Origin of the sequence: Achromobacter sp. NPDC008082, assembly GCF_042957345.1 — a bacterium.
In the GTDB taxonomy this organism is placed as follows: domain Bacteria; phylum Pseudomonadota; class Gammaproteobacteria; order Burkholderiales; family Burkholderiaceae_B; genus Achromobacter; species Achromobacter kerstersii_A.
Genome location: NZ_JBIBIB010000006.1, coordinates 245,477 through 268,547 on the forward strand (window position 1 = coordinate 245,477; position 23,071 = coordinate 268,547).

Sequence of the window (23,071 nt, forward strand, 5' to 3'; positions counted from 1 at the left end):
CCCCTACCACTGCCCGAAAAACACCCCTGCCCGCTTGTGCGCGTTGGTGGCGTTTTCAACGGCTTCGTCGCTAATGGTGGTGCGGCGTTTGCCGCGCAGCATCCAGTCCAGCAGGCGTGCGCGCAGGTCCGCGCGCACGCCGGCATGCGCAGTGCTGCTACCCAGATCCTGGAATTCGTCGGGGTCGGCGTGCAAATCAAACAGCTGCTCGGGTTCGTCCAGCCAATGCACGTAGCGCCAGCGGCCGGTGCGCACGGACCACGCGCGTGCGTTCTGCGGCGTTTTGCCGCGCAGGATGCGCGCCTGGCGAAAGCTGTAGTCCAGTTCCGAAAACACGCAGTCGCGCCATGGCGTGGCGGCATCCCGGCCGTGCAGCAGCGTTTGCAGTTCGCGGCCTTCCAGCCGATGCGCAGGCCCCGGCGTGCCCAATGCGCGCAGCACGGTTGGCACGACGTCCACGCTTTCGACCATGTCGTCCAGCGCCTGGCCGCGCGTGGCGTTGGCGGCGGTGGACGGGTCCATCACGATGAACGGCACGCGCTGCACGGTGTCGTAGAACAGTTCCTTTTCGCCCAGCCAGTGGTCGCCCAGGAAGTCGCCGTGATCGGCGGTGAAGACGATCAGCGTGTTCTGCATCAGGCCCGCGCCTTCCATGTAGTCGAACAGGCGGCCAAGGTGGTCGTCCAGTTGCCGGATCAGACCTTGATACGCGGGCCGCACGACGCGCACGCATTCGTCCGTGGAAAAGCTGATGCTTTCTTCTTGTTGCCGATAGGCGGCCACAACGGGATGCGCGCCGCGCAGTTCTTCCTGGTTGCGCCGCACCGGCAGGCATTGATCGGCGGTGTAGCGCTGGTGGTAGGGCGCTGGCGCCATGTATGGCCAGTGCGGCTTCACGTAGCTTAAGTGCAGCACCCAGGGCTGGCCGCCGCGGCGCTTCATGAAATCCAGCGCCTGGTCCGTCATGTAGGCGGTTTCGGAGTGCGGCTCGGCCACGCGTGATGGCAGATGCACATTGCGCATGTTCCAGCCGCTGACGACCTGGCCGCTGGCGTCCACGCCTGCGATGACGTAGTCGGTCCAGGGGTCTGCGCTGTCATAGCCGTGGCGGCGCAGGAAGGCCGGATAGCCGCTTTCCTGGCCGGGGGTGTGGTGGCCGTCGTAGCGGTCCAGTTCGGTGAAGCCGCCCCGGCTGAGCAACACGCCGAGTTCCGACGCGCCATCGATCGCCAGGCGTTCCATGCCCGCGCGGTCGGGGATGATGTGGGTCTTGCCGGCCAGGGCTAATTCGCGCCCCTGCCCCGCCAGGTATTCGCCCAGCGTGATCTCGTTGACGGACAGCGGCACGCGATTCCACGTTGCGCCATGACGCGACGGATAGCGGCCGGTGTAGTAGCTCATGCGTGACGGCCCGCACACGCCGGAATTCACGAAGGCGCGATCAAAGCGCACGCCGCGCGCGGCCAGCGCGTCCAGGCTGGGGGTCTGCAAGTACGGATGGCCATAACAGCTGAGGTGGTCGGCACGCAGCTGGTCAGCCATGATGAACAACACATTTTGCACCGTGTTCATTGGGGCGCCCCTTATTGGGTGGCCGTGAAGCCGGAGGCCCGCACCACGGGCTCCCATTGCTTGCGGTAGGCGGCCAGCGCCCCAGCCGTGGCGGCTGCGTCCAGCGACGCGGGCTCCAGGAACACGCCGCGCACGGCGTCCTGCATGGCGGGTTCGCGCAGGATGGCGGCAATGTCCGCGCCCAAGCGGTCGACCTTCGCTTGCGGCATTGCGGCGGGTGCGAAGAAGGCGTTCCAGCCATCGGCGGCCAGATCCACGCCGCTTTCCTTGAAGGTGGGCACATCTGCCAAATCAGCATCGCGCGTGTCGCCGGAGGTTGCCAGGATGCGGATCTTGCCCGCGCGGTGTTGCGGCAGCAGCGTGTCCAGCGTGTCGATGCCTTGCGGCAGGATGCCGCCGATAAGTTCCGAGATCAGCGGGGCCGATCCCCGGTAGCCGATCACCTCCGGCTCCTGCTTGATTTCACGGCCCAGCATCAGCGCGAAAAAGTGCGGCAAGCTGCCGGTGGCCGGCACGCCAACGGTGAATTGTTTGGGATTGGCGCGCAGCCACTCACGCAATGCCGGCACATCCTGAATGGGCGAACTGGCCGGCACGGCCAAGGCGAACTTGTAGCGGCTGGCCAGCGACACGGGTTTGAAGTCCTGTTGCGCGTCGTAGCCCGGCTGCGCATACACCAGCGGCGCCACCACCATGACCGCCGGGTTGGCCAGCATCAGCACGTTCTGATTGGCGGGTGCGGCGTGCAGGCCCTGCGCCGCAATGCGGCCGCCCGCGCCCGTCTTGTTCTCGACCACGACGGGCACGCCGACGCGGTCTTTCAAGCGGTCGGCCACCAGCCGCGCAATGCGGTCGGAACTGCCGCCCGGCGGGTAGCCGACCACAATCGTCAGCGCGCCGTCCAGCGCCGGTTGCTGCGCACTGGCCAGCGGCGCCAGCCCTGTCAACGTCGCCGCCAGGGCGCTCGCCATCCATTTCCGCATCGTCTTCTCCTGGAGGCAGTGGCCAGCTGCCGGTTATGGTTATTGATGCCTGGCCGATACCTAAATAAGCAAATTGACTGTAGCAACGCAGCCATTGCTTGATCTAATCCAGCACTATCCATAACGATATGAAGCGCGCGCTGCGCGCGTTGCGCCATCAGACCCGGAAAGAGACGCCATGCCTGAATTGCCCGCGCCCGAGACCGCGCCCGAACCCCGCCATCTGGCCGACATGCTGATGTACCGGCTGTACCAGGCCTGGTCGCAGTCCAATCCCGTTTTCGTGCGGCTGTGCGAAGGGCGCTTTGGCATCACGCGGCGTGAATGGCGCATCCTGGCCTGTGCCGTGGAAGGCGGCATCATGAATTCGGCCGAGCTGGCCCACGCCGCCAAGCTGGACCTGGCCCGCACCTCGCGCACCTTGAGCGCGCTGTGCGAAAAAGGCTGGCTGCGCCGCTTGCACGACAGCGCCGACCGCCGCGTGGTGCGCGTCGAAGCCACCGCCGAAGGCCTGGCCCGTTATCACGCGCTGCTGCCGGAAGTGGCGGGCTTGAATGACCTGCTGGTGCAAGACTTGAGCGATAGCGAAATCGCGGTCTTGCGTGACCTGCTGGGCCGCATCGAACACCGCGGCCGGCGCATGGCGGAAGACAACATCGTGTCGGAAAAAGCCAGCCGCCGCGAAGGCGGCACGCGACGGGCGCAGTACGCCTGAAACAACGGTTGTCGCGCCCGTCCAACAACCGCAGCGTTTGCGCGCCGCAGGCACAAGCCGCGCCAAACCCCTGAAAAATAGGGTTATTTCTGTATCTCACCCTGCCTGCCGGCGTGGCTTGCAGGGCTTTTTTACATCTGCGATGGGCAAAAAACCGCGTGATCGCGGAATCATTAATTAATAATAATTATCGTTGCTATTCCTATATGTAATCGTCGGCGCAACCGCCGCCAGGGGACTCTCTTGAAACGCCATCTCGTCCATGCCGCCCACCGCGTGCGGCCTCAACCGCTATTGCCCATTGCCGCCGCGCTGGCTGCTTGCTTGAGCGCCGCCGCGCACGCCCAGACGGCCGAACCCACGACCGTCCTGCCCGCGGTGCAGGTGACAGGCACGGGCGAAACCGCGACGGGGCCGGTGGATGGCTACGTCGCCACGCGCAGCGCCACCGGCACCAAGACCGACACGCCGCTGTCGGAAACGCCGCAGGCCATCACCGTGATTCCCCGTGGCCAGATCGTGGACCAGGGGTCGCAGAACGTACAAGACGCCATGAACTACGCGGCCGGCGTGCGCCCCAACGCGTATGGCGTGGACAACCGCGGCGACTATGTGCGCATTCGTGGCGTGGAGCCCGCCCAGTACCTGGACGGCCTGCGCCAGTACTTCAACTACAACAATCCGCGCACCGAGATCTACGGCATGGAACGCGTGGAAGTGCTGCGCGGCCCGTCCTCCATGCTGTACGGACAGGGCAGCACCGGCGGCATCGTGAACCTGGTCAGCAAGCGCCCGCAGGCCGAAGCGCAACGCGAGATCGGCGTAGTGCTGGGCAACGATAACCGCCGCGAAATCCAGGCCGACCTGACGGGCCCGGTGACGGAAGACGGCCAATGGCTGTACCGCGTAGTGGCGGTGGGCCGCGACAGCGACACGCAGGTGCAGCACGCCCCCGACGACCGCCTGATGCTGGCCCCGTCCCTGACCTGGCGCCCCAGCGCCGCCACATCGCTGACCTTGCAAGCCTTGTGGCAAAAGGACAAGGCCGGCACGACGCAATCGTTCCTGCCCTGGAGCGGGTCAGTACAAGAGAACCCCAATGGCCGCATTCCCACGCGCCGCTTCGTCAGCGAGCCGGGTTGGGACGCCTACGACACCGAGCAATTCAGCGTGGGCTGGCTGTTCGAACATCAGTTCAACGACACCTGGAAATTCCGCCAGAACTTCCGCAACACGGTCAGCCGCGTCGACTACCAATCGCTGTACCCGAACGTGTATGGCGAGCGGCGCGGCAATTCCTACATCGACCCGGACCAAACCACCACCGACCGCTTCTTCTACGTCAACAAGCCGCGCATGCGCACGCTGCTGGCCGACCAGAACATCGAAGGCAAACTGAACTGGGGCCGCACCGAGCACACCGTTATCGTCGGCATGGACTATTCGCATTACCGCGAAACCAGCCGGACGGCCAGCGGCCTGGGCGCGCCGCTGAACCTGTACCACCCCGTGTACGGCAACATCCCGGAATACGAGCTGTCTGACACACCTAAGCAAAAGCAGCAGCAACTGGGCTTTTACGCGCAGGACCAGATCAAGTTCGACAAGAACTGGATCTTTCTGGCGGGTATCCGCCGCGACCGCGCCGACAACCGCATCGATGGCCAGGACAAGGAAACCGATTACGCCACCACCAAGCGTTTCGGCCTGATGTATGCGGCCGACAATGGCTGGTCGCCATACCTGAGCTACAGCGAATCGTTCACGCCGATTGCCGGCACGAACTTCTACAACGAGCGCTACAAGCCGATGCGCGGCAAGCAGGTCGAAGCCGGCATCAAGTACATGCCGAAGGACGCCGACATCGAATTCACCGCCGCCGCCTACGACTTGCGGGAAAAGAACCGCCAGACGAACGACCCGGAAAACCCCAACAACCAGCTCCAGGCCGGCAAGACGCGCACGCGCGGGGTCGAGCTGGAACTGCGCGGCCGCGTGACCAAAGACGTGGATGTGATCGCCAACTACATCTACACCGACCCGGACCCGCAGCTGGAAGGCCTGCCCAAACACATGGCGTCGTTGTGGGGCAAGTACCGCTTCGCGCTGGCCGGCCAGCCCGGCTTTGCCGTGGGTGCGGGCGTGCGCTACCTGACCGCATTCCGCGATGGCGGCGCGCCCGAAACGCCCGCCGTCACGTTGTTCGACGCCATGGTCAGCTACGACAACGGGCCGTGGCGCTACGCCTTGAACGTCAACAACATTGCCGACCGCACGTATGAAGTCGTTTGCCTGGACCGGGGCGACTGCTTCTACGGCGCGCGCCGCACGGTGATGCTGAGCGCGGCCTATCGCTTCTAGGCGGGATCGCCCTTCCAGGACGGGTTAACCTGTACGTACAGCTAGTACGTACAGGTGTACACTACGGGTTTTCAACCCCCACTGACAGACGCGTCAACGAACGTCTGCAACCCACCAGAACCGTCCTGGAGACTCACGCAAGTGTCGACCGCCGCCTCTTCCCGTTCGCCTTTTTTTGGCACCATGCAGAAAATCCCTGGTGGATTGATGCTCGTGCCGCTGATCCTGGGTTCCCTGATCGGCACCTTCGCCCCTGATGCGCTGGCCATCGGCGGCTTCACTACCGCCCTCTTCAAGAACAGCGCCCTGCCGCTGATCGCCCTGCTGATCTTCGCGACCGGCACGCAAGTCAACGCCCGCACCGGCGGCCCCATCCTGGCAACCGCCGGCACCATCCTGTTGATGAAGACGCTGGTGCCCGCCACGCTGATCATCATCCTGGGCAGCTACGTCGGCCTGGACGGCGTGCTGGGCGTGTCGATCCTGGCCATGCTGGCCGCGTTCGATAACAGCAACGGCGGCCTGTGGCTGGCCTATACCGGCCAGTACGGCGACGCCCGCGACCGTGGCGCCTATGTCGCCAGCGCGGTCAACGACGGCCCCTTCTTCAGCCTGCTGTTCCTGGGCGCGTCGGGCCTGGCCGATATTCCGATGATTGCCCTGGTGGCGGCGCTGGTGCCGTTCCTGCTGGGCGTCGTGGTCGGCAACCTGGACCCGAAGTGGCGCGACGTGCTCAAGCCCGTGCCGAACATCGTCATCCCGTTCTTCGCCTTTGCGCTGGGCACCGGCATCAACCTGGGCGCGGTCGTCAGCGGCGGCATGAGCGGCCTGATCCTGGGCCTGATCATCAGCCCCATCACCGGCGGCCTGGTCTACCTGGGCTATCGTATGATCCTGCGCCGTGGCGGCAAGAGCGGCCTGGGTTTTGCAGCGGGCACCACGGCCGGTAACGCCATCGCCACGCCCGCCGTGGTGGCGGCAGCCGACCCCAACTTCCAGCAATACGTTGCGACCGCCACCGCGCAGGTTGCCGCGTGCGTGCTGATCAGCTCGATCCTGGCCCCGATCCTGGCTTCGTATTTCCTGAAACGCGCGGGTGAACTCAAGTCCGAAGATGCGGACGTAAGCAGCGGCACGCCCACCTTGGGCGAGGCGCGCGGAGAGGCGCTTTGAATCCCACCATCGCCATCGTCGCTGATGATCTGACCGGTTCCGGCGACACCGCGGTGCAGTTTGTGCGCGCCGGATGGAGCACGCACCTGTCCATCGGCGGCGCCGACGAAGCCTTATCCGGCCCGGCGACGGCCGGTGTCGAAGTGCTGGCCGTCACCACCAACAGCCGCGCCCTGCCCGCCGCCGACGCCGCCCGCGTCATCCAGCAAAACGTGCAGCAACTGCGCGCGGCCGGCGTATCGCGCTTGTACAAGAAGGTGGACTCCACCTTGCGCGGCGCATTCAAGGCCGAGATCGATGCCGCGCGCGAAGCCTGGGGCCCGGACACGGTGGCGGTGATCTGCCCCGCGTTCCCGGCCACCGGCCGCACCGTCGAGCACGGCATTCTCTACGTGAACGGCAAGCCGGTCACCGAGACCTCGGCCGCCACCGACCCCGTCACGCCCGTGACCGAAAGCCATATCCCCACGCTGCTGGGCTGCGCCCACGTGGCCGCGCAAGCGGGCGATACGCCGGAAACGCTGGCCCAACACATCCGCCAGGCCGGCCACACCGTGGTGGTGGACGCCGCCTCGGACGCCGACCTGGAGCGCCTGGCGCGCGCCATCGGCCTGCTGGGCGAACGCGCGCTGCCCGTGGGCGCGGGCGGCCTGGCCGTGCCGCTGGCCCGCGTGTGGGCCGGAGCGGATCAGACGGCGCCCGTCGTGGTCGTCGTCACGTCGCAGCACAGCGCGGCGCGCGCACAAGCCGCCGCGCTGCAAGCGTCAGGCGCCGACACCTGGACGCCGTCGCTGGCGCAATTGGCCGACGATGCCGCGTGGCAGGCCTGGAGCCAGCCGCTGCTGCAATCGCACGCGCAATCCCCCGCCGAGGCGGGCACCGTGCTGCTGCTGGCGCCCGAAGGCCAGCTGGACGGCCTGGATTCTGAAAAAGTCGCTGACAGGCTGGGCAGCCTGGCGGCGCAATTGATCACCACCTCGCGGGCCGCGGGCGTGGTCGCCACCGGTGGCGACGGCGCACGCAGCGTGCTCGTGGCGCTGGCCGCGCGCGGCATTGCGCTGGTGGATGAAGTGATGGGCGGCGTGCCGTTGGGCACGCTGACCGGTGGCACGGCCGCAGGCCTGCCCGTGGTGACCAAGGCCGGCGGCTTTGGCACCGAAGACGTACTGGTTCGCGCAGTGCGCGCGATCCGCGACAGGAGATTCAAGCGATGACACAACCCCAACCCAACAAGCTGCCTTTGCTGGCCGTCACCCTGGGCGACGTGGCGGGCATCGGGCCGGAAATCACGGCCAAGATGCTGATGGGCCACGACGAACTGCGCCAGAAGGCCCGCCTGCTGGTGGTCGGCGACGTGGACGTCATGATCAACGCCGTGCGCGGCTTAGGCGGCGACCCCGCCATCGTGAAGAAGCTGGACCGCCCGGCTGACTGCACCAACACGCCCGGCACGATTGAAGTGCTGCAAGCCGGCCCGTCGCTGGCCCACGTCAAGCTGGGTGAAATCAGCGCCGATGCGGGCGACGGCTCGGTCCGTTTCGTGACCACGGCCTGCGCGCTTGCGCGCGCCGGCGAAGTGGATGGCATCGTCACCGCGCCGCTGAACAAGGCCGCCATGCACGCCGCCGGCCACAAGTGGCCCGGCCATACCGAGCTGCTGGCCCACGAGTTCGGCGTCAAGACCTTCTCGCTGGTGCTGTCGGCCGGCGACCTCTACATCTTCCACGCCACCACCCACGTGTCGCTGCGCCAGGCCATCGAAGACCTGACGCCCGTGCGCATGCGCGCGGTGCTGCGTCTGGCCGGTTCGTTCGCCAAGGCGCTGGGCCGGGGCGACCAGCCGGTTGCCGTGTCGGGCCTGAACCCGCACGCTGGCGAAAACGGCATCTTCGGCAGCGAAGACGCCGACATCCTGGCGCCTGCGGTGGCCGAAGCCAACGCGGCCGGCATTCTGGCCGCCGGCCCCATCCCGGCCGACGCGCTGTTCCCGCAAGCCGTGCGCGGCAAATGGCAGTTCGTGATCGCCTGTTACCACGACCAAGGCCACGCGCCCTTCAAGGCCGTGTACGGTGACGACGGCGTCAACATCACGGTCGGCCTGCCGGTTGTGCGCGTGTCCGTGGACCACGGCACCGCGTTTGACATCGCCGGCAAGGGCATCGCCCGTGAAGACAGCCTGATCCTGGCCGCCGAGCGCGCCGCGCATCTGGCCCCGGGCTGGACGCATGTGTGGGAAACTGCGCGGGCACAAACCGGAGGTTGATTTCCATGGCGCCCGCCACGCACGACGCATTGCCCGTTCTTGATCGCTCTGGCGATATCCCGCTGCACGCGCAGGTGGCCACCCTGCTGCGCGGCGTCATCCGAACGAACAAGCTTGCGGCGGGCGCCGTGCTGCCTAGCGAAGCCGCGCTGTGCGAACGCTTTGGCGTGGCGCGCAGCGTGGTGCGACAGGCCCTGGCGGCGCTGGCCGCCGAAGGCCTGATCCAGCGCGAAACCGGCCGCCCCGCCACTGTAGCGGCGCCGCAAGAGCACCGCCGTCTGGTGCAGCGGTCTACCGGCCTGTACGAACAATTCGCCCAATCGGGCGTAGCGCTGCAAACCCGCGTGCTGGCCTTTGCACGCGCCGAGCCGCCCGCAGACGTGGCGGCATTCTTCGGCACGAATCAATTATTGATGTTGGAACGCCTGCGCCATGTGGCCGATGCGCCGCTGGCCTACGTGCGCACCTGGCTGCCCGCTGATGCGGTGCCGGGCTTGCGCGCCGATGACCTGGCCGATGCGTCGCTACATGGCGTGCTGACGCGCCGCTTTGGCTTGCGCCCTGGCGCGGGCCGCAATCAAATCCGCGCCGTGGCCGCCGACGCCACCCTGGCGGACTTGCTGGACACCCAAACGGGCACGCCCTTGCTGATGCTGCAAGGCCAGGGCATGGACCAGCACGGCCGGCCGCTGGAATGGTTCACGACCTGGCACCGCGCCGAACAGCTGGTGTTCGATGTGGACGTCAGCATGGGGCACGAAAGCGTGCATCCGCGCTTGCAGGATGCGCCTGCGGCCACCGACGCTTCTACCGTGGCAACGCCGGATGCCGGCGCAGACCCTTTGGCGCGCGCCGAAGCGTTGGTGGCGGAACTGTCGGCCGAACTGGCCCGGCTGCGCCGCGCATCCTGATTGGCGTTGCTTAAGCGCTGGCCGCCGCCTTCACCCGCTGCGCCAGCGCCTTGCGGTCCACCTTGCCCACGGCATTCTCCGGCAGGCGATCTACCCACAGCACATCGCGCGGCACATAGATGCGGCCTAATCCGGCCAGCACGCTGGCCTGAATCTGCGCGCCTTCATCCGCGCCTTCATCTACGCCTTCATCGGCGCCTTCATCGGCGCCTTCCGGTGCATCGCCCTTGCGCTGCACGAAGATCACCGGCACTTCGCCCAGGTCTTCATCGGGCGCGCCCACCACGCAGCAGGCGGCAACAAAGGGCAGTCCCGTGACAACCCCTTCGATCAGCGCGGGCGACAGGTTCTCGCCGCCGCGGATGATCACGTCCTTGATGCGGCCGGTGATGCTCAGGTAGCCGTCGTCATCAAAGCGCCCTAAGTCGCCCGTATGCAGCAGCTGCGGCGCGCCGTCCTCACCATTGTCCACACCCAGGTAACCCAGCATCAGGCTGTCGCCCGCGATGCAGATTTCGCCTTCGCCGCCGCGCGCGGCTTCGGTGCCGTCCGGCAAGCGCAGCGTCACGCGTTGCCCGGCCAACACCGTACCCACCGTCCCGACACGGCGCGCCGCAGGCGGGTTCATGGTTGACGTGCAGGTCGCTTCCGACAAGCCGTAGGACACCACCAGCGGGCAGCCCAGAAAGGCTTCGATGCGCCGATGCAGCGCCTCGGTGATGGGCGCCGATCCGCAGCGGGCAAAGCGCAGCCCCGCCAAGCTTTGCGCGTCGAACTCCAATTCCAGCATGCGTGCATACATGGTCGGCACGCCAGTGATGATGGTGGGCGCAAACGCACGCAGCAGCCCCGGCATGTCGTCGGCGCGAAAGCGCCCCGCCAACGCCACGCTTGCGCCCGCCAGCAGCGGCGCGAAGATTTGATTGTTCAGCGCATTGGTGTGATGCAGCGGCATCACGTGCAGCAAGCGGTCGGACGGCGTCAAGGCCGTATGCGCCAACACGCCGCGCGCATTGTTCGCCAGGCCCCGATGGCTGAGCAACACACCCTTTGGGTTACCCGTGCTGCCGGAGGTAAACAGCAACAGGCCCGGGGCGTCAGGGGCCGGGTCTGCGCCCAAACCTGCGCCCGCATCGCTCCACTGCGCGACATGTTTTGCATCAAGCCGCCGTGATTGCCCCAAGCCGCTCGCCTGCGCCGTGGCCGTGTTGGCGTCGTCGTGAACCATCCACGTCAGTCCCACCGCCGTCACCCGGCGCGCGGTTTCTTCAACCGATAGCCGGGGTTCCAACGGGCAAGGGCACGCCCCCGCCACCATCACGCCCAGAATCATCAACACCTGATCGAGCGACCGCTCCATCGCAATCGCCACGTAGCTGCCGGGCGTGACGCCCGCGGCCTGCAAGCCTGCGGCGATGTGCCCGACCCGGCGATGCAGGCCGGTATACGTCAGCGTCTCGTCCGCCGTCACGATGGCGGGTCGCGCGGCCCATTCAGGCTGACGCCATGCGCGCGAAAACGCCGCCACCAGCGTGGCATCGGCAATCGTCATGGTGGTCTCCTAGCGCAGCGCGACAGCGGCGTCGCGTTCGAACTGTCCGTCCGCGTCCAGCTCACGCAACGCGCGGGCTTCGGCAGCCGTGGGCGGTTCCGAGGGCGCGGCGCCCGTGGCGTCAAACTCAAAGCCCGTGCGCTCGCGCACTTCCGACAGGCTGGACTCCGGATGCCACGATTGCAGCGCCAAGCGCCCGTCGCGCTTCACGAACACGGCGATCGGCGTCACCACCCCATGGAAGCCGCCCCACGACGTCATGAAGTCCAGCTTCGGCACGAAGGTGCGGCGCGAATGTTCCGTGCGCCAGGTGCAGGCGCGTTTGGCGGTAGGCAGCATCACCGCGCCGCCACCGCCGCCTGGCAAGCGCACCTTGGGTGCATGCCAGTCGCCAATGCAGGAGTTGTTCGCGCAGCCCGCGCCGTCGATCTGCGCCGCGCCCAGGAAGGTCAGGTCCATGCGGCCGCGCGTGCACAGGTCGTAGAAGTCTTCGTTGGAAAAGATCGACGCGGTGTGCTCGGCCAGCACCGGGTCCGAGCTTGAAATCGGAATGTGCGACGGGCGCGGGTTCACGCCGCCCGCCACGTTGATGTAGACGAAGTCCCAGTCGTAAGCGCGTTTGGCCAGCAGGCACGCCAGCATCGGCATGGTGGAATTCACGCCGCTGAAGGTGATTTCATCCGGGCGGATGAAGCGCGCCAGGTTGGTGACGATGTACGAAAAAGCCGACCATTGCTCAGCCATGATTGCGCCCTTGCGCTTCCGGTGCGGCCGCCAGATGCGCCGCCAGATCGCTGTTCTTGTCCATGTAGGATTCCACCGCCGGGTAGTCGATGGCGTAATCGGGCCAGCACGAACCCGGCCACGCGCTGCCCGGCGCCACCGCGTAGGCCTGCACCATGAAGTACGGCACCAGCGTGGACTCCGGTTGCGCTTCGAACACGGCGCTGTCCACCACTTTCTCGGCCACCACCAGCACGCTGCCCGCCGCGCGCGACATGATGCGGTCCCAATGGGCCGTGCCGTGTACGCGCACATTGCCCAGCGCATCCACCTCTGACGCCTGGATCACGGCGAAGTCCGGGCGGATGGCCGGCACCACATACGTCTTCTGCCCGCTGCCGTAGGGGTCGTCCAGGCAGGCCCAGCCGTTCAATTCCGGCAGGCCGCTGCCGTGCAGGCCGCCACAAGGCTGAAACGGCACGCCGAAGGCCGCCGCCCGCAGGCCCGCCGTCAGGCTGGCGCAGGCGTGTTCTTCCAATTCAATTTCATGGCGTTCAACGGCGCGCCGATACCACGGCGCCAAACCGAAGTTGCCTTCCATGGCGACGATGCCTGCGCGCACACGGCGCAACACGCCCGCGCGGCAAAGAATGTCGACGTCGTAACCCGGCGACTGCTTGATCAATTCCAGATCGCGCTTGCCCTGGCGGATCAGTTCACGCACGAATGCGAACGGCCCGCGATGCAGAAAGCTGCCGCCCAGCGCAATCGAGGCGCCGTTGGGCACCAGCGCCGCCAGTTCCGCCACCGAGCACTGCTTGTTCTTTTGATTGAAACCCGAAGCCATTGTCTTCCTCCCTGCTGTTTTTTCTTGGCGTTAGCGCGCTTGCAGATAGGCGGCCACGCGGTCTTTCAAACCGGGCGCGGCAGCGGAACGCACCAGCCGCGCCAGATCGGCGTCTGGCGATTCCTGCGACAGCGCCGCATACAACTGCGCACGGCTGGCGTCCGTCAACGCGGCTGCGGTGTCGGCCGCCTGCTGCTCGATCTCCGCCCATTCCTGCGCCACGGCCAGCCACGTGGCAAAGCCGTCGCGCAAGGCCTCCTCTGCGCTGAAGGTCGCCGCTTGCTCCAGCACCGCGCGCGCCCGCTCTGCGCCCACCAGCGCGGCAAAGCGGCGCGTGCCCAGCACCAATCCAAACTTCAGGCCCGGCATGCGGAACGTGGCGTCCGGTGCGCTGATGCGCCATTTGCAGGCGCCAAACAGATCCACGCCTGCGCCAAAATTACGGCCATGCGCCAGCGCCACCGTCAGGCAGGGTGAGCCCGCCAGCCGTTGCAGCAAGGTTTCGATGCGCACAAAGCGCAGCAGCAGATCGCCTTCGCTTTGCGTTTGCCAATCGCCAAAGTCAAACCCCGCGCTGAAGTTCTTGCCCTCGCCCTTCAGCACGATCAGCTTGGCGCCTTGCGCTTCGGCGTCATCCAGCGCCGAGATCAGCGCTTCCACCAAGTCGGCGGACAGCGCATTCATTTTTTCAGCGCGCGTCAGTGTCAGCACATGGCGCGCGCCTTGTTTGTCGATACGCAGAACGCCGCTCATACCTTGCCCTCCTGCTTGGCGGCGCGCAATGCGCCCAGCACTTCGTCGTTGTGCTCGCCCAGCGCCGGCGGACGCAGCCGCAGCGCGGTGGTTTGGCCGTCAAAGCGCACGGGCAGGCCAAAGGTGCGGGTCTGCACGCCGTTGGGCAATTCCACCGGCTGCACCCAGCCCATGTGCTCGACTTGCGGGTCGGCAAGCACTTCGGAATAGGTGTTGATGGGCGCGCAGGGCACGCCTGCCGCGCGAAAACGCGACAGCCAGGTCTGGGCGTCTTCGCTGGCGAAGATGGCTTCCAGAATGTCCCGCAACGCCGTCTGGTTGCGCGCGCGCGCGCTGGTGTCGGTAAAGCGCGGATCGGCCAGCAGGTCTTCACGGCCCACCGTGGCGCACACGGCTTTCCACAAGGCCTGATTGCCTGCGGCCATGCCGAAGTAACCGCCTTGGCAGCGAAACGCCTGATACGGCGCATTGCGCGGATGCGCGGAACCCAGCTTGACCGGGTCTTTGCCGCTGCCGAAGAACTCTGACGTCTGCAACGCGGCAATGCCAAGCGTGGCGCCCAGCATCGGCACGTCGATATGCGTGCCCTGCCCGCTGGCCTGCGCGGCGCGCAAGGCCGAGGCGATGGCGAACGCGCCATACAGGCCCGCTGAAAAATCCGCTACCGGCACGCCGCATTTGACGGGCTCACCGCCCGCCTCGCCCGTCACGCTCATGATGCCGCTCATGGCCTGGATGGTCAGGTCGAAACCGCCTTCCTGCGAGCGCGGGCCGGATTGGCCGTACGCCGAGATCGAGCAGTAGACAAGCTTGGGATTGGCCTCGCGCAATTGCGCATAGCCCAGGCCCAGGCGGTCCATCACGCCGGGGCGGTTGTTTTCGATCAGCACGTCCACGGTTTGCGCCAGCTCGCGCGCCAGCGCCAGATCGGCCGGGTCTTTCAGGTTCAGCGTCACCGACTTCTTGTTGCGGTTCAACGACGCGAAGTTCTCGCTATAGCCATCGGAAATGGGCGGCCAGCTGCGCAGCGTGTCGCCGCCTTCCGGGTTTTCAACCTTGATCACGTCGGCGCCCATATCCGCCAACAACATGCCGCAAAACGGTCCCGCCGCGACATTGCAAATTTCCAGCACGGTGATGCCGGTAAGTGCCGAACTGGGTGTCATGTCTGACCTCTCGTTATGAAAATTCAATATTTGGGATGCGAAAAATATTATAAGAGCGCGGCTTTCTAGATGGCATCATGCCCGGCGACGTGTGCCACGCCGTGACACTTACCGCATGAATCCTAGTGCAATCCCTAGGTGCCGCGCTTAATTGTTGACCAGCATATCACCGTGTGGAATTCTAGGTAAACCATTTATTGGAATTCGAGTCCTATATTTTAGGACTTATAAAAACGGACCTCAGCCTAGCAAATGCCCGCCAACGCGGCGCCGGCTCGCGCATGACGGCCCGATCACACCAAGGAGACTTTCATGAAGCAGACGTGGCGCATTGCCCTCGCGGGCGCCGTCCTGGCGCTGGCCGCCGGACCCGTATCGGCGCAAGCCTGGCCCGCCAAACCCGTACGCATGGTGGTGCCGTTCCCGCCGGGCGGGGCCACAGATGCCGCCGCCCGCATCTACGCGCAACACCTGGGCGACTTCCTGGGCCAAGGCGTCGTTGTTGAAAACAAGGCGGGCGCGGGCGGTGAGATCGGCGCCGAATACGTGGCCAAGTCCGCACCCGACGGCTACACGTTGCTGATGGGCGCGGTGGGCAGCCACGCCATCCACGCCGCCATGCCGGACAAGCCCGGCTATGACTTCGCCACCGCGTTCGTAGGCGTGTCCATGGCGACCAGCATGCCGATGGCGGTGGCCGTCAACAGCAAGGTGCCGGCCAACAACGTGCAGGAATTGATTGCGCTGGCCAAGAGCAAACCCGGCACGATCACGTTCGGGTCAGCCGGCCCCGGCACCTCGCAACACATGGCGGGCGAGCTGTTCCAGGTGGTGACGGGCACCAAGCTCATGCACGTGCCGTATCGCGGCAGCGGCCCTGCCATCACCGACTTGCTGGGCGGCCAGATCGACATGGTGATCGAGACCCTGCCCGCGCTGCTGCCGCAAGTGGCTAGCGGCAAGATCCGGCTATTGGGCGTCACCACCGCCACCCGCGCCACCGCGCTGCCTGACCTGCCCACGCTGATGGAGCAAGGCGTGAAAGACTATTCCGTCGCCACCGCCTATGCGCTGCTGGCGCCGGCCGGCACGCCGCCCGCTATCGTCGACAAGTTGTCCGCCGGCATGCAGAAGGCCGCCGCGATGGCGTCGGTGCAGCAGGCCGCGCTGAAGCTGGGCGCGGATGCCGTGGCTACCTCGCCCGCGGACACCAGCCGGGTGCTGAAGCAGGAAGTGGCGCGCTGGGGCGATGTGGTGCGGATGTCGGCGGCGAAATGACGAACGGCATGATGCAACACGCAGACCTGGCGATTGTGGGCGGCGGCTCTGTCGCCGTCAGCTTTCTGTACCAGTTTCTGCTGTCAATGGAAGCGGCGGATGCGCGCCATCCGCTGACGATCGCGCTGTTCGAGCCGCAAGCGGAGCCTGGCCCGGGCGGCGCGTATCAGGACGACCTGCCCAGCAATCTGCTCAACATCCCGGCCGGCAATATGTCGGCGCGGGCAGACCAGCGGATGGACTTCGTCGAATGGCTGCGCGGGCAGGACGCCGAGTGGCTGCGTGGCTATGGCGTTCAAGCCATTGCGCCGTCGGACTTTCTGCCGCGCCCCCTGTTCGGCGCGTACTTGCGCGATGTGTACGCGCGCTGCCAGACGCTGGCGCGGACGCTGGGCGTAGCGCTTCTGCATGTGCCGCAGCGCGTGCAACGCGTGTTGCCCTTACCTGATGGGCCCTTACCTGATGGCGGCATGCGTATCGAGCCGCATCAAGGCGCGCCTTGGCAGGCCCGCTATGCGGTGCTGTGCAATGGCAACCTGCCCTCGCAAGCGTTTCCTCACTTGCAGGATGCGCCGGGGTATTTCAACAGCCCCTATCCCGTCGCGGAATTGGCGCGCGGCATTGCGCCGGACGCTTCCGTGTGCATCGTCGGCACCAGTCTTAGCGCAGTGGACGCCATTGCCGCGTTGACGCGCGCGGGCCATCGCGGCCCGCTCCTGTGCGTGTCGCGCAATGGGCGGCTGCCGTCGGTGCGCAGTCCGCACAATCAGCCGCCGGCCGCACTGCGCCACTTAAGCCGCGACGGCGCCCGGCAATTGGCGGCAAGCCATGGCGGTGCGCTGTCGGTGGACGTGATTCTGCGCGCATTGCAAGACGAGGTGCGCGCCATGAACGGCGCGCTGGACGCGGACGACGTGCTGGGCTTGGCCACCGACGCGCACACCGCGCTGGACGACGAGATACGCCGTTCATCAGACGCCGCGCGCCCCTGGCAAGCCGTGGCGGCCGCCACCAACGCGGCGGTGGATCAGATCTGGCATCTGATGCCGGACGCCGAACGCCATCTGTTCCATTCGCGTTTCCGGTCATTGTGGATGGCGCGGCGCGCCACCTTCCCGATGCGCAACGCGCTCACGCTGCAAGCTTTGTTCAAGCGCGGCCAGCTGCAAGTGCGCGCAGGCTATCTGGATACGCGTTACGACCCGGCCGATGGCCAGTTCCACACGCGGCTGCGCGGTGCGCAAGAAGACATCACCACGCGCAGCTCGTATCTGATCAACGCCACCAGCTTCTCGGTGGATGCCGCGCGCACCACTGACCCGTTGATCTCCGCCTTGCTGCGCGACGGCCATGCATGCGCCGACCCCTTCGGCGGGATGGCGCTGGACTACGACACAGGTTGCGTGAAAACGGCGCATGGCGCTGTGCTGCGTCAGCTATCGGTGCTGGGCAGCCTGGCGGGCGGCACGTACTTCTGGACCACATCCATGGATGTGAATGCGCGGCTGGCGCAAGACCAGGCGCGGCGCATCGCGGCCGCCCTGATGCAGCCTATGCCGCTTATTGATCCAGATAGCCGCGCCGATATCCCATCCCCTGAGAGATGGACTGCGCACAGGCCGACACATCCGGCGCCAGCTGCTTCATCCTAGCGGCGCTCAGGCGGTCAAGCGGGCCAGAGATGCCCACGGCCGCCACGGGCTGGTCCAGGCTGTTGAACAGCGTCACGGCCAGCCCGCCCACGCCCTCGCGCCATTCACCGCGATTCACGGCGTAACCGGCGCGGGCAATCTTGCGCAGTTCATCTTTCAGCAAGGGCATGGAAACGATCGTGGACGGCGTGTGGCGCACCAGCTGCTCGGCATAACGCTCCACATAGCCCTCGGGCTGATAGGCCAGCAGCGCCTTGCCAGTGGCCACCGCGTACGCCGGCGCGCGCCCGCCCACCATCGAGTAAGCGCGTATGGGCTGCGGGCTGTCGATTTTGTCGACATAGACCACATCAAAACCATCCAGCACCGACAAGTGCACGGTCTCGCCTGTTTGATCGGCCAGCGTGCGCATGTAGGGCGCGGCCAGCTTGCGCACGTCCAGCTGCGCCAACTGGCGGGCGGCCAATTCAAACAGACGCACCGCGCCGCGATAGCCGCCGCCGTCGTCGTCTTTGATGACGTAGCCGGCGTGGATCAGCGTCTGCAACGTGCGATGCGTGTTGCTGCGCGTCAGCCCAACCCGGGCGGCCAGCGCATCGATGGTGCGCGGCGGATTGTCCACATCGGTCACCGCCTCCAAAACCATCAACCCCTTGAGCAGCGTCTTGTCCATCTTGATTTTCCTAATATTTAGGACGGGAACATAGCACGAGACGCGCCCGGGCGGACAGCGCTTTCGGGAATGAGCGGCGCCTAAGTCTTCAGGCCGGGAATGTTGGCGCGCACGGCGGCCGAACGATCCCACAGGTTCGGCAGGCTGGGCGACGAATAGCCCGACACAAACGGTTTGGGCTGGCCGGTTTCGGGGTCATACACATGGCGCGACACCGCGCCGATGTTGCCGCCATACAGATGCACGCTGATCGACACGCGGTCGGCAAAGGCATTGGAAACGCGGTGGATGTCGCCTTCTGCCGGCGACAAGCGTTCGACATCACCGGGCTGCAAGGTGGTGGCTTCGCCCGCCGCCGTCAACCGGCCATCCGCATGGCGCACATAGCGCTGATTGATCTCGGCGCCACGCAGCATGCCCACGTAACCCCAGACCTCGTGGTCATGCACCGGCGTGAATTGGCCCGGCCCCCACACGAAGCTCACCAGCGAAAAGCGCTCCAGCGGATCGCAATGCAGCAGGTATTGCTGGTAGTACTGCGTATGCGGCGCGGTACAGGCGTCGGGCAGCCAGTCGTCATGGCGCACCAGATCGGCAAACGCGGCTAGCAGCGCGGGCGTCTGCGCCAAGGCGTCCGGCGTCGCCAAGCGGGTCGCCGTTGCGATGAAACGGCGCAGCCGGTCCAGGCCGGTAACGGAATCGGGCATTGCGGGTCTCCAGATCGATGGGAATATCCCAGATGAGAAAAGCAGTATCCATCATTCGGGACGCGTGTGCACGCGCGGGCCTGCCGCTATCGTAGGGATCACGCCGATGCCGGCGCTCGCCACGTCACGCCAGGCTTGACAGGCTGGCGCCCGAGCGCGCAGCGTATCGGACTGTCTTGAAGGTTGGAAATGAAAAACCCGCATCACGATATTCCGCCCGCGTTGGTGGACGCATTACGCGGCGCGCAGCGCGTCGTGATTTTCACCGGCGCCGGCGTCTCGGCCGAAAGCGGCATCGCCACGTTTCGCGATGCGCTGACGGGTTTGTGGTCGCGCTTTGACGCGCAAGCCTTGGCCACGCCCGAGGCGTTTCGCGCGCAGCCCGATGTGGTCTGGGGCTGGTATGAATGGCGGCGTGCGCAAGTGCTGCGCGCCGCGCCGAACGCCGCGCATCATGCCATCGCGGCATTGGCGCAGCACGTGCCAGAACTGATCGTCGTCACACAGAACGTGGATGACCTGCACGAACGCGCAGGCAGCAGGCATGTGGTGCATCTGCATGGCAGCCTGCATGCGCCACGCTGCTCCGCGTGCGCCGCGCCCTATCTCTTGGGCGACGAGATCCCGCAGGAACCCGACGAAGGCCGGCGCATCACGCCGCCCGCTTGCACGGCCTGCGGCGCGCCCGTGCGGCCCGGCGTCGTATGGTTTGGTGAAAGCCTGCCGGGCGACGCCTGGAGCACCGCGTTGCGCGCGGCGGAACAATGCGATCTGCTGTTTGCCATCGGCACATCAGCGCTGGTCTACCCCGCCGCGGAATTGCCGCAGCGCGCCTTGGCCACCGGCGCCACAGTCGTGCAGGTGAACCCCGGCGTGACGCCGCTGGACTCGCACGCACATTGCAATCTGCACGGCCTGGCAGCCGACGTGATGCCGCGTGTGCTGGCCGCCGCAAGTGAACATTTGTGAGCATCTTCCCATCTGATCTGCGGTAGAAAGGAGCCTGCTGCACCACTCGAGGGGAAACCCCAAATCTCACCGCTTGGCCACCGCGATACAGTGGCGAGTGGTTTTGGCTGTGGAGAGCATCATTCCGTTTTCCTGGAGACTTCCCGATATCTTCGTGCGTTCATCGGACGGTGCCTTGCATCGTGTGGTGCGCCACGCCACGACCACCGAAACCATTGCCAAACTTGAGAGCATTCCCAGCAATTACCACCTGGATTGCGAGTGCAAGCTGGACAACGGTGAAACGCTTTCCTGGATCGGAAATAACCAGTATCGTCAGACTAATGGCGGCGCAATTTATACCGCCGAATCCAACGTCACGACGCCGCGTGGCGATGCCCGTAAAGGCAGCGCCAAACGGAACGTGCCGGATGCATACCGGGCGGCCCCGCACCAGAAACTGAATGCCGGGCACAGTCCACTACCACTAGCTGTCATTAATCTAAAAACCGGCAACGATTGGAGTTTGATACGCGCCTGGCGCGAGCATCTCAATATCACCACAGCGGATATGGCGGCTCGTCTGGGAGTGGATCACTCCATCTACATCGAATTGGAACGGCCACGTCCAAGGCCTCGGCAAATCGTCCTGGACCGCGTGTCGGAGGCGTTAGGCGTGTCACCAGACCAACTCGATGATTCATTGTTAGGAGGGCGGCTTCAATAGCGCCATAGCGGGGGCATCCGCTCGCCCGCTTCGCAGATTGAAGCGTCCACGTGACTTTGGCGCCGCAAAAAAGACGGCCCGCAGGAGGTACTGAGTATGCTCGGCACCGCAAGACGCTTGACCGATGTGCTTGTCACATCGCCTGATGGCACCCTGTATCGCATCGAACGCTTCGTGGCGGATCTTGATGCGTATTCCGCGCTGGGCACGTCCCGGTTCGACCCCAAGATGCATTGCATCTGCCGCACGAGCTCGGGTGAGAAAGTCACCTGGCTGGGCGGCCAGGCGTATCAGATGCTGAAGAACGGCATCGCGCTGACGGCGGTGGACCGGCGACGGCGCTGAACGCCTCCATCCCTATCGCGTAAACCGATCCACCAGAAAGTCCACGAAGGTCGTGAGCTTCGGCAGCGCCTGCCTGTCCTTCGGATACAGCAGCGAGATCGGCCGCGCCACGGGCCAGTACGGCTGCAAGATCGGCACAAGCCTGCCTGCGCGCACATCGTCGCCCAGCAGCAGCTCGGGTTGCAGCACGACGCCAAAGCCCGCCAGCGCGGCTTGCCGCAAGGCCTGGCCATTGTTCGACACGAAGCGGCCGGTGGGGTAACCCGCCCGGCCGCCATCGTTGCTGGCCAGTTGCCAGCCCGTGCGGCGGCTCCAGTAAGAAAAATCCAAGCACTGGTGCTGCATCAGGTCGTCGGGGGTGGCGGGCGTGCCGTAGCGTTCCAGATACGCGGGCGCGGCGCAGATGATCATCTGGTAGCGTCCGATCGTGCGCGCGACCAGCCCCGAATCTGCCGGCTCGCCAATACGCACGGCAAGGTCGTAGCGTGCGGCGACGATGTCCTCGACCATATCGCTTAACACCAGTTCAACGCTGACGTCGGGATAGACGGACAGGTAATCGGTAATGGCGGGGGTGAGCGAGAACGATCCGAAGGAGACCGTTGACGTGATGCGCAGATGCCCGCGCGGCGTCAGCCGCAAGGCCTCGGCGCCCTGCTCGGCCTCACGGATATCCGACAAGATGGTTTTACAGCGCGCGAAATACGCCTGCCCTGCTTCGGTCAGGCTTTGCCGGCGCGTCGTGCGGTTCATCAGCCGCAGGCCCAGCCGCGCTTCGAGGCCCTTGATGTGCTTGGCCGCCATCGCGGCAGACATCTGATGGCGCGCGGCGGCGGCTGTCAGGCTGCCCAATTCCACCACCGCCACGAAGACTTCCATGCTGAGCAAGCGGTCCATGAATTACGCACCCTGAGTGTGAAGTGTTTCCACCATTGCCGGATTTTTCCATGGAAATCGAACGGCGAGAATGCTTGCATGCCCTGGCGCCTGGCCGGGGCGCCCTTTTACCCACCCGCAAGCTTGGGAGCACTCCATGAAAATCATCCTTATCGGCGCCACCGGCACCATCGGCCGCGCGGTCGCAGACGCTTTGGGCCAACGCCACGACATCATCAGCGTCGGCAACACGCATGGCCAGTATCAAGTGGACGTGACGCGCAGCGACAGCATCCGCGCCTTGTTCGAACAGGTCGGCAAGGTGGACGCCATCGTCTCCACTACCGGCGCGCTGCACTTCGGCCCGCTGTCGGAGATGACGGCCGAACAATTCAAGATCGGTCTGCACAACAAGCTGCTGGGCCAAGTGGACCTGGCGCTGATCGGCCAGCACTACGTGAACGCGGGCGGCTCCATCACGCTGACCAGCGGCATCGTCAGCGACGAACCCATCCGTCACGGCGCCAACGCATCGGCCGTGAACTCCGCCATCGACGGCTTCGTGCGCGGAGCAGCGGTTGAACTGCAAGGCATCCGCATCAACTCGGTCAGCCCGACCGTGTTGCAAGAATCGATGGGCAGCTACGGCCCCTTCTTCCCGGGCTTCGAAGCCGCCCCCGCCAGCCGCGTCGCACTTGCGTACTGCCGCAGCGTGGAAGGCGTGCAGACGGGACGGGTGATTCGGGTTTGGTGATTGGGGTATGGTGATTGGGGTATGGTGATTCGGGTCTGGTGATTCCGCTTTGCGGGTCGCAAGCCCGTTCAGACAAAAGAAAAGCGGCTTGA

General features: G+C 65.8%; 21 protein-coding genes and 1 pseudogene. 12 read left to right on the forward strand and 10 right to left on the reverse strand.

Annotated elements, in window-relative coordinates; translation table 11 throughout:
* Window positions 1-3: 3 nt before the first annotated feature.
* On the reverse strand, window positions 4-1,572 hold the full coding sequence (locus ACFZAI_RS24660; protein WP_391569400.1) for a sulfatase-like hydrolase/transferase: 1,569 nt from the start codon (window positions 1,570-1,572) through the stop codon (window positions 4-6).
* Window positions 1,573-1,583: 11 nt separating this feature from the next.
* A complete protein-coding gene (locus ACFZAI_RS24665; RefSeq protein ID WP_391569401.1) occupies window positions 1,584-2,555 on the reverse strand; it encodes a Bug family tripartite tricarboxylate transporter substrate binding protein in 972 nt (323 codons plus the stop codon).
* Window positions 2,556-2,733: 178 nt separating this feature from the next.
* Between ACFZAI_RS24665 and ACFZAI_RS24670 the strand changes: the two genes are divergently transcribed.
* The 6 genes from ACFZAI_RS24670 (at window position 2,734) to ACFZAI_RS24695 (ending at window position 9,978) form a co-directional block, all read left to right on the forward strand.
* On the forward strand, window positions 2,734-3,270 hold the full coding sequence (locus tag ACFZAI_RS24670) for a MarR family winged helix-turn-helix transcriptional regulator (RefSeq protein WP_391569402.1): 537 nt from the start codon (window positions 2,734-2,736) through the stop codon (window positions 3,268-3,270).
* A gap of 294 nt (window positions 3,271-3,564) precedes the next feature.
* A complete protein-coding gene (locus ACFZAI_RS24675) occupies window positions 3,565-5,631 on the forward strand; it encodes a TonB-dependent siderophore receptor (RefSeq protein ID WP_391569713.1) in 2,067 nt (688 codons plus the stop codon).
* Between the two features lie 183 nt (window positions 5,632-5,814).
* Window positions 5,815-6,804 carry a 2-keto-3-deoxygluconate permease gene (locus ACFZAI_RS24680; protein ID WP_391569403.1) on the forward strand — a complete coding sequence of 330 codons (990 nt, stop codon included), beginning with the start codon at window positions 5,815-5,817 and terminating at the stop codon, window positions 6,802-6,804.
* A complete protein-coding gene (gene dtnK / locus ACFZAI_RS24685) occupies window positions 6,801-8,018 on the forward strand; it encodes a D-threonate kinase (RefSeq protein WP_391569405.1) in 1,218 nt (405 codons plus the stop codon). Before ACFZAI_RS24680 ends, dtnK begins: the two co-directional genes overlap by 4 nt.
* Window positions 8,015-9,067 carry a 4-hydroxythreonine-4-phosphate dehydrogenase PdxA gene (pdxA, locus tag ACFZAI_RS24690; protein ID WP_391569406.1) on the forward strand — a complete coding sequence of 351 codons (1,053 nt, stop codon included), beginning with the start codon at window positions 8,015-8,017 and terminating at the stop codon, window positions 9,065-9,067. Before dtnK ends, pdxA begins: the two co-directional genes overlap by 4 nt.
* A 5-nt stretch (window positions 9,068-9,072) precedes the next feature.
* Window positions 9,073-9,978 carry a GntR family transcriptional regulator gene (locus tag ACFZAI_RS24695; RefSeq protein WP_391569407.1) on the forward strand — a complete coding sequence of 302 codons (906 nt, stop codon included), beginning with the start codon at window positions 9,073-9,075 and terminating at the stop codon, window positions 9,976-9,978.
* A gap of 10 nt (window positions 9,979-9,988) precedes the next feature.
* On the opposite strand, the gene ACFZAI_RS24700 is transcribed toward ACFZAI_RS24695, so the two are convergent.
* The 5 genes from ACFZAI_RS24700 to ACFZAI_RS24720 are packed head-to-tail and all read right to left on the reverse strand — an operon-like array spanning window position 9,989 to window position 15,019.
* Window positions 9,989-11,530 (reverse strand): class I adenylate-forming enzyme family protein, encoded by a 1,542-nt coding sequence (locus tag ACFZAI_RS24700; protein ID WP_391569408.1) that lies wholly within the window; start codon window positions 11,528-11,530, stop codon window positions 9,989-9,991.
* A 9-nt stretch (window positions 11,531-11,539) separates the two neighbouring features.
* Window positions 11,540-12,274, reverse strand: coding sequence for a CoA-transferase subunit beta (locus ACFZAI_RS24705; RefSeq protein WP_391569409.1), 735 nt, complete (start codon window positions 12,272-12,274; stop codon window positions 11,540-11,542).
* Entirely contained in the window at window positions 12,267-13,100 is an 834-nt protein-coding gene (locus ACFZAI_RS24710; RefSeq protein ID WP_391569410.1) for a CoA transferase subunit A, read from the reverse strand. Before ACFZAI_RS24710 ends, ACFZAI_RS24705 begins: the two co-directional genes overlap by 8 nt.
* A gap of 30 nt (window positions 13,101-13,130) precedes the next feature.
* Complete coding sequence (locus ACFZAI_RS24715) at window positions 13,131-13,853, reverse strand: enoyl-CoA hydratase/isomerase family protein (protein WP_391569411.1); 723 nt, start codon at window positions 13,851-13,853, stop codon at window positions 13,131-13,133.
* Complete coding sequence (locus ACFZAI_RS24720; RefSeq protein WP_391569412.1) at window positions 13,850-15,019, reverse strand: CaiB/BaiF CoA transferase family protein; 1,170 nt, start codon at window positions 15,017-15,019, stop codon at window positions 13,850-13,852. The genes ACFZAI_RS24715 and ACFZAI_RS24720 overlap by 4 nt, the downstream gene beginning before the upstream one ends.
* Before the next feature lie 312 nt (window positions 15,020-15,331).
* Between ACFZAI_RS24720 and ACFZAI_RS24725 the strand changes: the two genes are divergently transcribed.
* On the forward strand, window positions 15,332-16,297 hold the full coding sequence (locus ACFZAI_RS24725; protein ID WP_391569414.1) for a Bug family tripartite tricarboxylate transporter substrate binding protein: 966 nt from the start codon (window positions 15,332-15,334) through the stop codon (window positions 16,295-16,297).
* An 11-nt stretch (window positions 16,298-16,308) separates the two neighbouring features.
* A pseudogene (locus tag ACFZAI_RS24730) lies at window positions 16,309-16,821 on the forward strand (FAD/NAD(P)-binding protein); the annotation flags it as partial.
* Window positions 16,822-17,857: 1,036 nt separating this feature from the next.
* Here ACFZAI_RS24730 and ACFZAI_RS24735 read toward each other — a convergent pair.
* On the reverse strand, window positions 17,858-18,622 hold the full coding sequence (locus ACFZAI_RS24735) for an IclR family transcriptional regulator (RefSeq protein WP_391569415.1): 765 nt from the start codon (window positions 18,620-18,622) through the stop codon (window positions 17,858-17,860).
* A gap of 80 nt (window positions 18,623-18,702) precedes the next feature.
* Entirely contained in the window at window positions 18,703-19,329 is a 627-nt protein-coding gene (locus ACFZAI_RS24740; protein ID WP_391569416.1) for a cysteine dioxygenase, read from the reverse strand.
* A 189-nt stretch (window positions 19,330-19,518) separates the two neighbouring features.
* Between ACFZAI_RS24740 and ACFZAI_RS24745 the strand changes: the two genes are divergently transcribed.
* The 3 genes from ACFZAI_RS24745 (at window position 19,519) to ACFZAI_RS24755 (ending at window position 21,349) form a co-directional block, all read left to right on the forward strand.
* Window positions 19,519-20,298 carry an NAD-dependent deacetylase gene (locus ACFZAI_RS24745; protein ID WP_391569417.1) on the forward strand — a complete coding sequence of 260 codons (780 nt, stop codon included), beginning with the start codon at window positions 19,519-19,521 and terminating at the stop codon, window positions 20,296-20,298.
* 109 nt (window positions 20,299-20,407) lie between these two features.
* Complete coding sequence (locus ACFZAI_RS24750) at window positions 20,408-21,004, forward strand: helix-turn-helix domain-containing protein (RefSeq protein WP_391569418.1); 597 nt, start codon at window positions 20,408-20,410, stop codon at window positions 21,002-21,004.
* Between the two features lie 96 nt (window positions 21,005-21,100).
* On the forward strand, window positions 21,101-21,349 hold the full coding sequence (locus ACFZAI_RS24755; protein WP_175171395.1) for a hypothetical protein: 249 nt from the start codon (window positions 21,101-21,103) through the stop codon (window positions 21,347-21,349).
* A gap of 12 nt (window positions 21,350-21,361) precedes the next feature.
* Here the strand turns inward: ACFZAI_RS24755 and ACFZAI_RS24760 are convergent, their stop codons facing one another.
* Window positions 21,362-22,246 (reverse strand): LysR family transcriptional regulator, encoded by an 885-nt coding sequence (locus tag ACFZAI_RS24760; RefSeq protein ID WP_391569419.1) that lies wholly within the window; start codon window positions 22,244-22,246, stop codon window positions 21,362-21,364.
* 136 nt (window positions 22,247-22,382) lie between these two features.
* Between ACFZAI_RS24760 and ACFZAI_RS24765 the strand changes: the two genes are divergently transcribed.
* Window positions 22,383-22,979 (forward strand): short chain dehydrogenase, encoded by a 597-nt coding sequence (locus ACFZAI_RS24765; RefSeq protein ID WP_391569420.1) that lies wholly within the window; start codon window positions 22,383-22,385, stop codon window positions 22,977-22,979.
* Window positions 22,980-23,071 lie beyond the last annotated feature (92 nt).

Bases quoted from the DNA above. Each gene is read 5' to 3' on its own strand.
- ACFZAI_RS24660 (WP_391569400.1), bottom strand. From the start codon at position 1,572: ATGAACACGGTGCAAAATGTGTTGTTCATCATGGCTGACCAGCTGCGT.
- ACFZAI_RS24665 (WP_391569401.1), bottom strand. From the start codon at position 2,555: ATGCGGAAATGGATGGCGAGCGCCCTGGCGGCGACGTTGACAGGGCTG.
- ACFZAI_RS24670 (WP_391569402.1), top strand. From the start codon at position 2,734: ATGCCTGAATTGCCCGCGCCCGAGACCGCGCCCGAACCCCGCCATCTG.
- ACFZAI_RS24680 (WP_391569403.1), top strand. From the start codon at position 5,815: ATGCAGAAAATCCCTGGTGGATTGATGCTCGTGCCGCTGATCCTGGGT.
- pdxA (WP_391569406.1), top strand. From the start codon at position 8,015: ATGACACAACCCCAACCCAACAAGCTGCCTTTGCTGGCCGTCACCCTG.
- ACFZAI_RS24695 (WP_391569407.1), top strand. From the start codon at position 9,073: ATGGCGCCCGCCACGCACGACGCATTGCCCGTTCTTGATCGCTCTGGC.
- ACFZAI_RS24700 (WP_391569408.1), bottom strand. From the start codon at position 11,530: ATGACGATTGCCGATGCCACGCTGGTGGCGGCGTTTTCGCGCGCATGG.
- ACFZAI_RS24705 (WP_391569409.1), bottom strand. From the start codon at position 12,274: ATGGCTGAGCAATGGTCGGCTTTTTCGTACATCGTCACCAACCTGGCG.
- ACFZAI_RS24710 (WP_391569410.1), bottom strand. From the start codon at position 13,100: ATGGCTTCGGGTTTCAATCAAAAGAACAAGCAGTGCTCGGTGGCGGAA.
- ACFZAI_RS24715 (WP_391569411.1), bottom strand. From the start codon at position 13,853: ATGAGCGGCGTTCTGCGTATCGACAAACAAGGCGCGCGCCATGTGCTG.
- ACFZAI_RS24720 (WP_391569412.1), bottom strand. From the start codon at position 15,019: ATGACACCCAGTTCGGCACTTACCGGCATCACCGTGCTGGAAATTTGC.
- ACFZAI_RS24725 (WP_391569414.1), top strand. From the start codon at position 15,332: ATGAAGCAGACGTGGCGCATTGCCCTCGCGGGCGCCGTCCTGGCGCTG.
- ACFZAI_RS24735 (WP_391569415.1), bottom strand. From the start codon at position 18,622: ATGGACAAGACGCTGCTCAAGGGGTTGATGGTTTTGGAGGCGGTGACC.
- ACFZAI_RS24740 (WP_391569416.1), bottom strand. From the start codon at position 19,329: ATGCCCGATTCCGTTACCGGCCTGGACCGGCTGCGCCGTTTCATCGCA.
- ACFZAI_RS24745 (WP_391569417.1), top strand. From the start codon at position 19,519: ATGAAAAACCCGCATCACGATATTCCGCCCGCGTTGGTGGACGCATTA.
- ACFZAI_RS24755 (WP_175171395.1), top strand. From the start codon at position 21,101: ATGCTCGGCACCGCAAGACGCTTGACCGATGTGCTTGTCACATCGCCT.
- ACFZAI_RS24760 (WP_391569419.1), bottom strand. From the start codon at position 22,246: ATGGACCGCTTGCTCAGCATGGAAGTCTTCGTGGCGGTGGTGGAATTG.
- ACFZAI_RS24765 (WP_391569420.1), top strand. From the start codon at position 22,383: ATGAAAATCATCCTTATCGGCGCCACCGGCACCATCGGCCGCGCGGTC.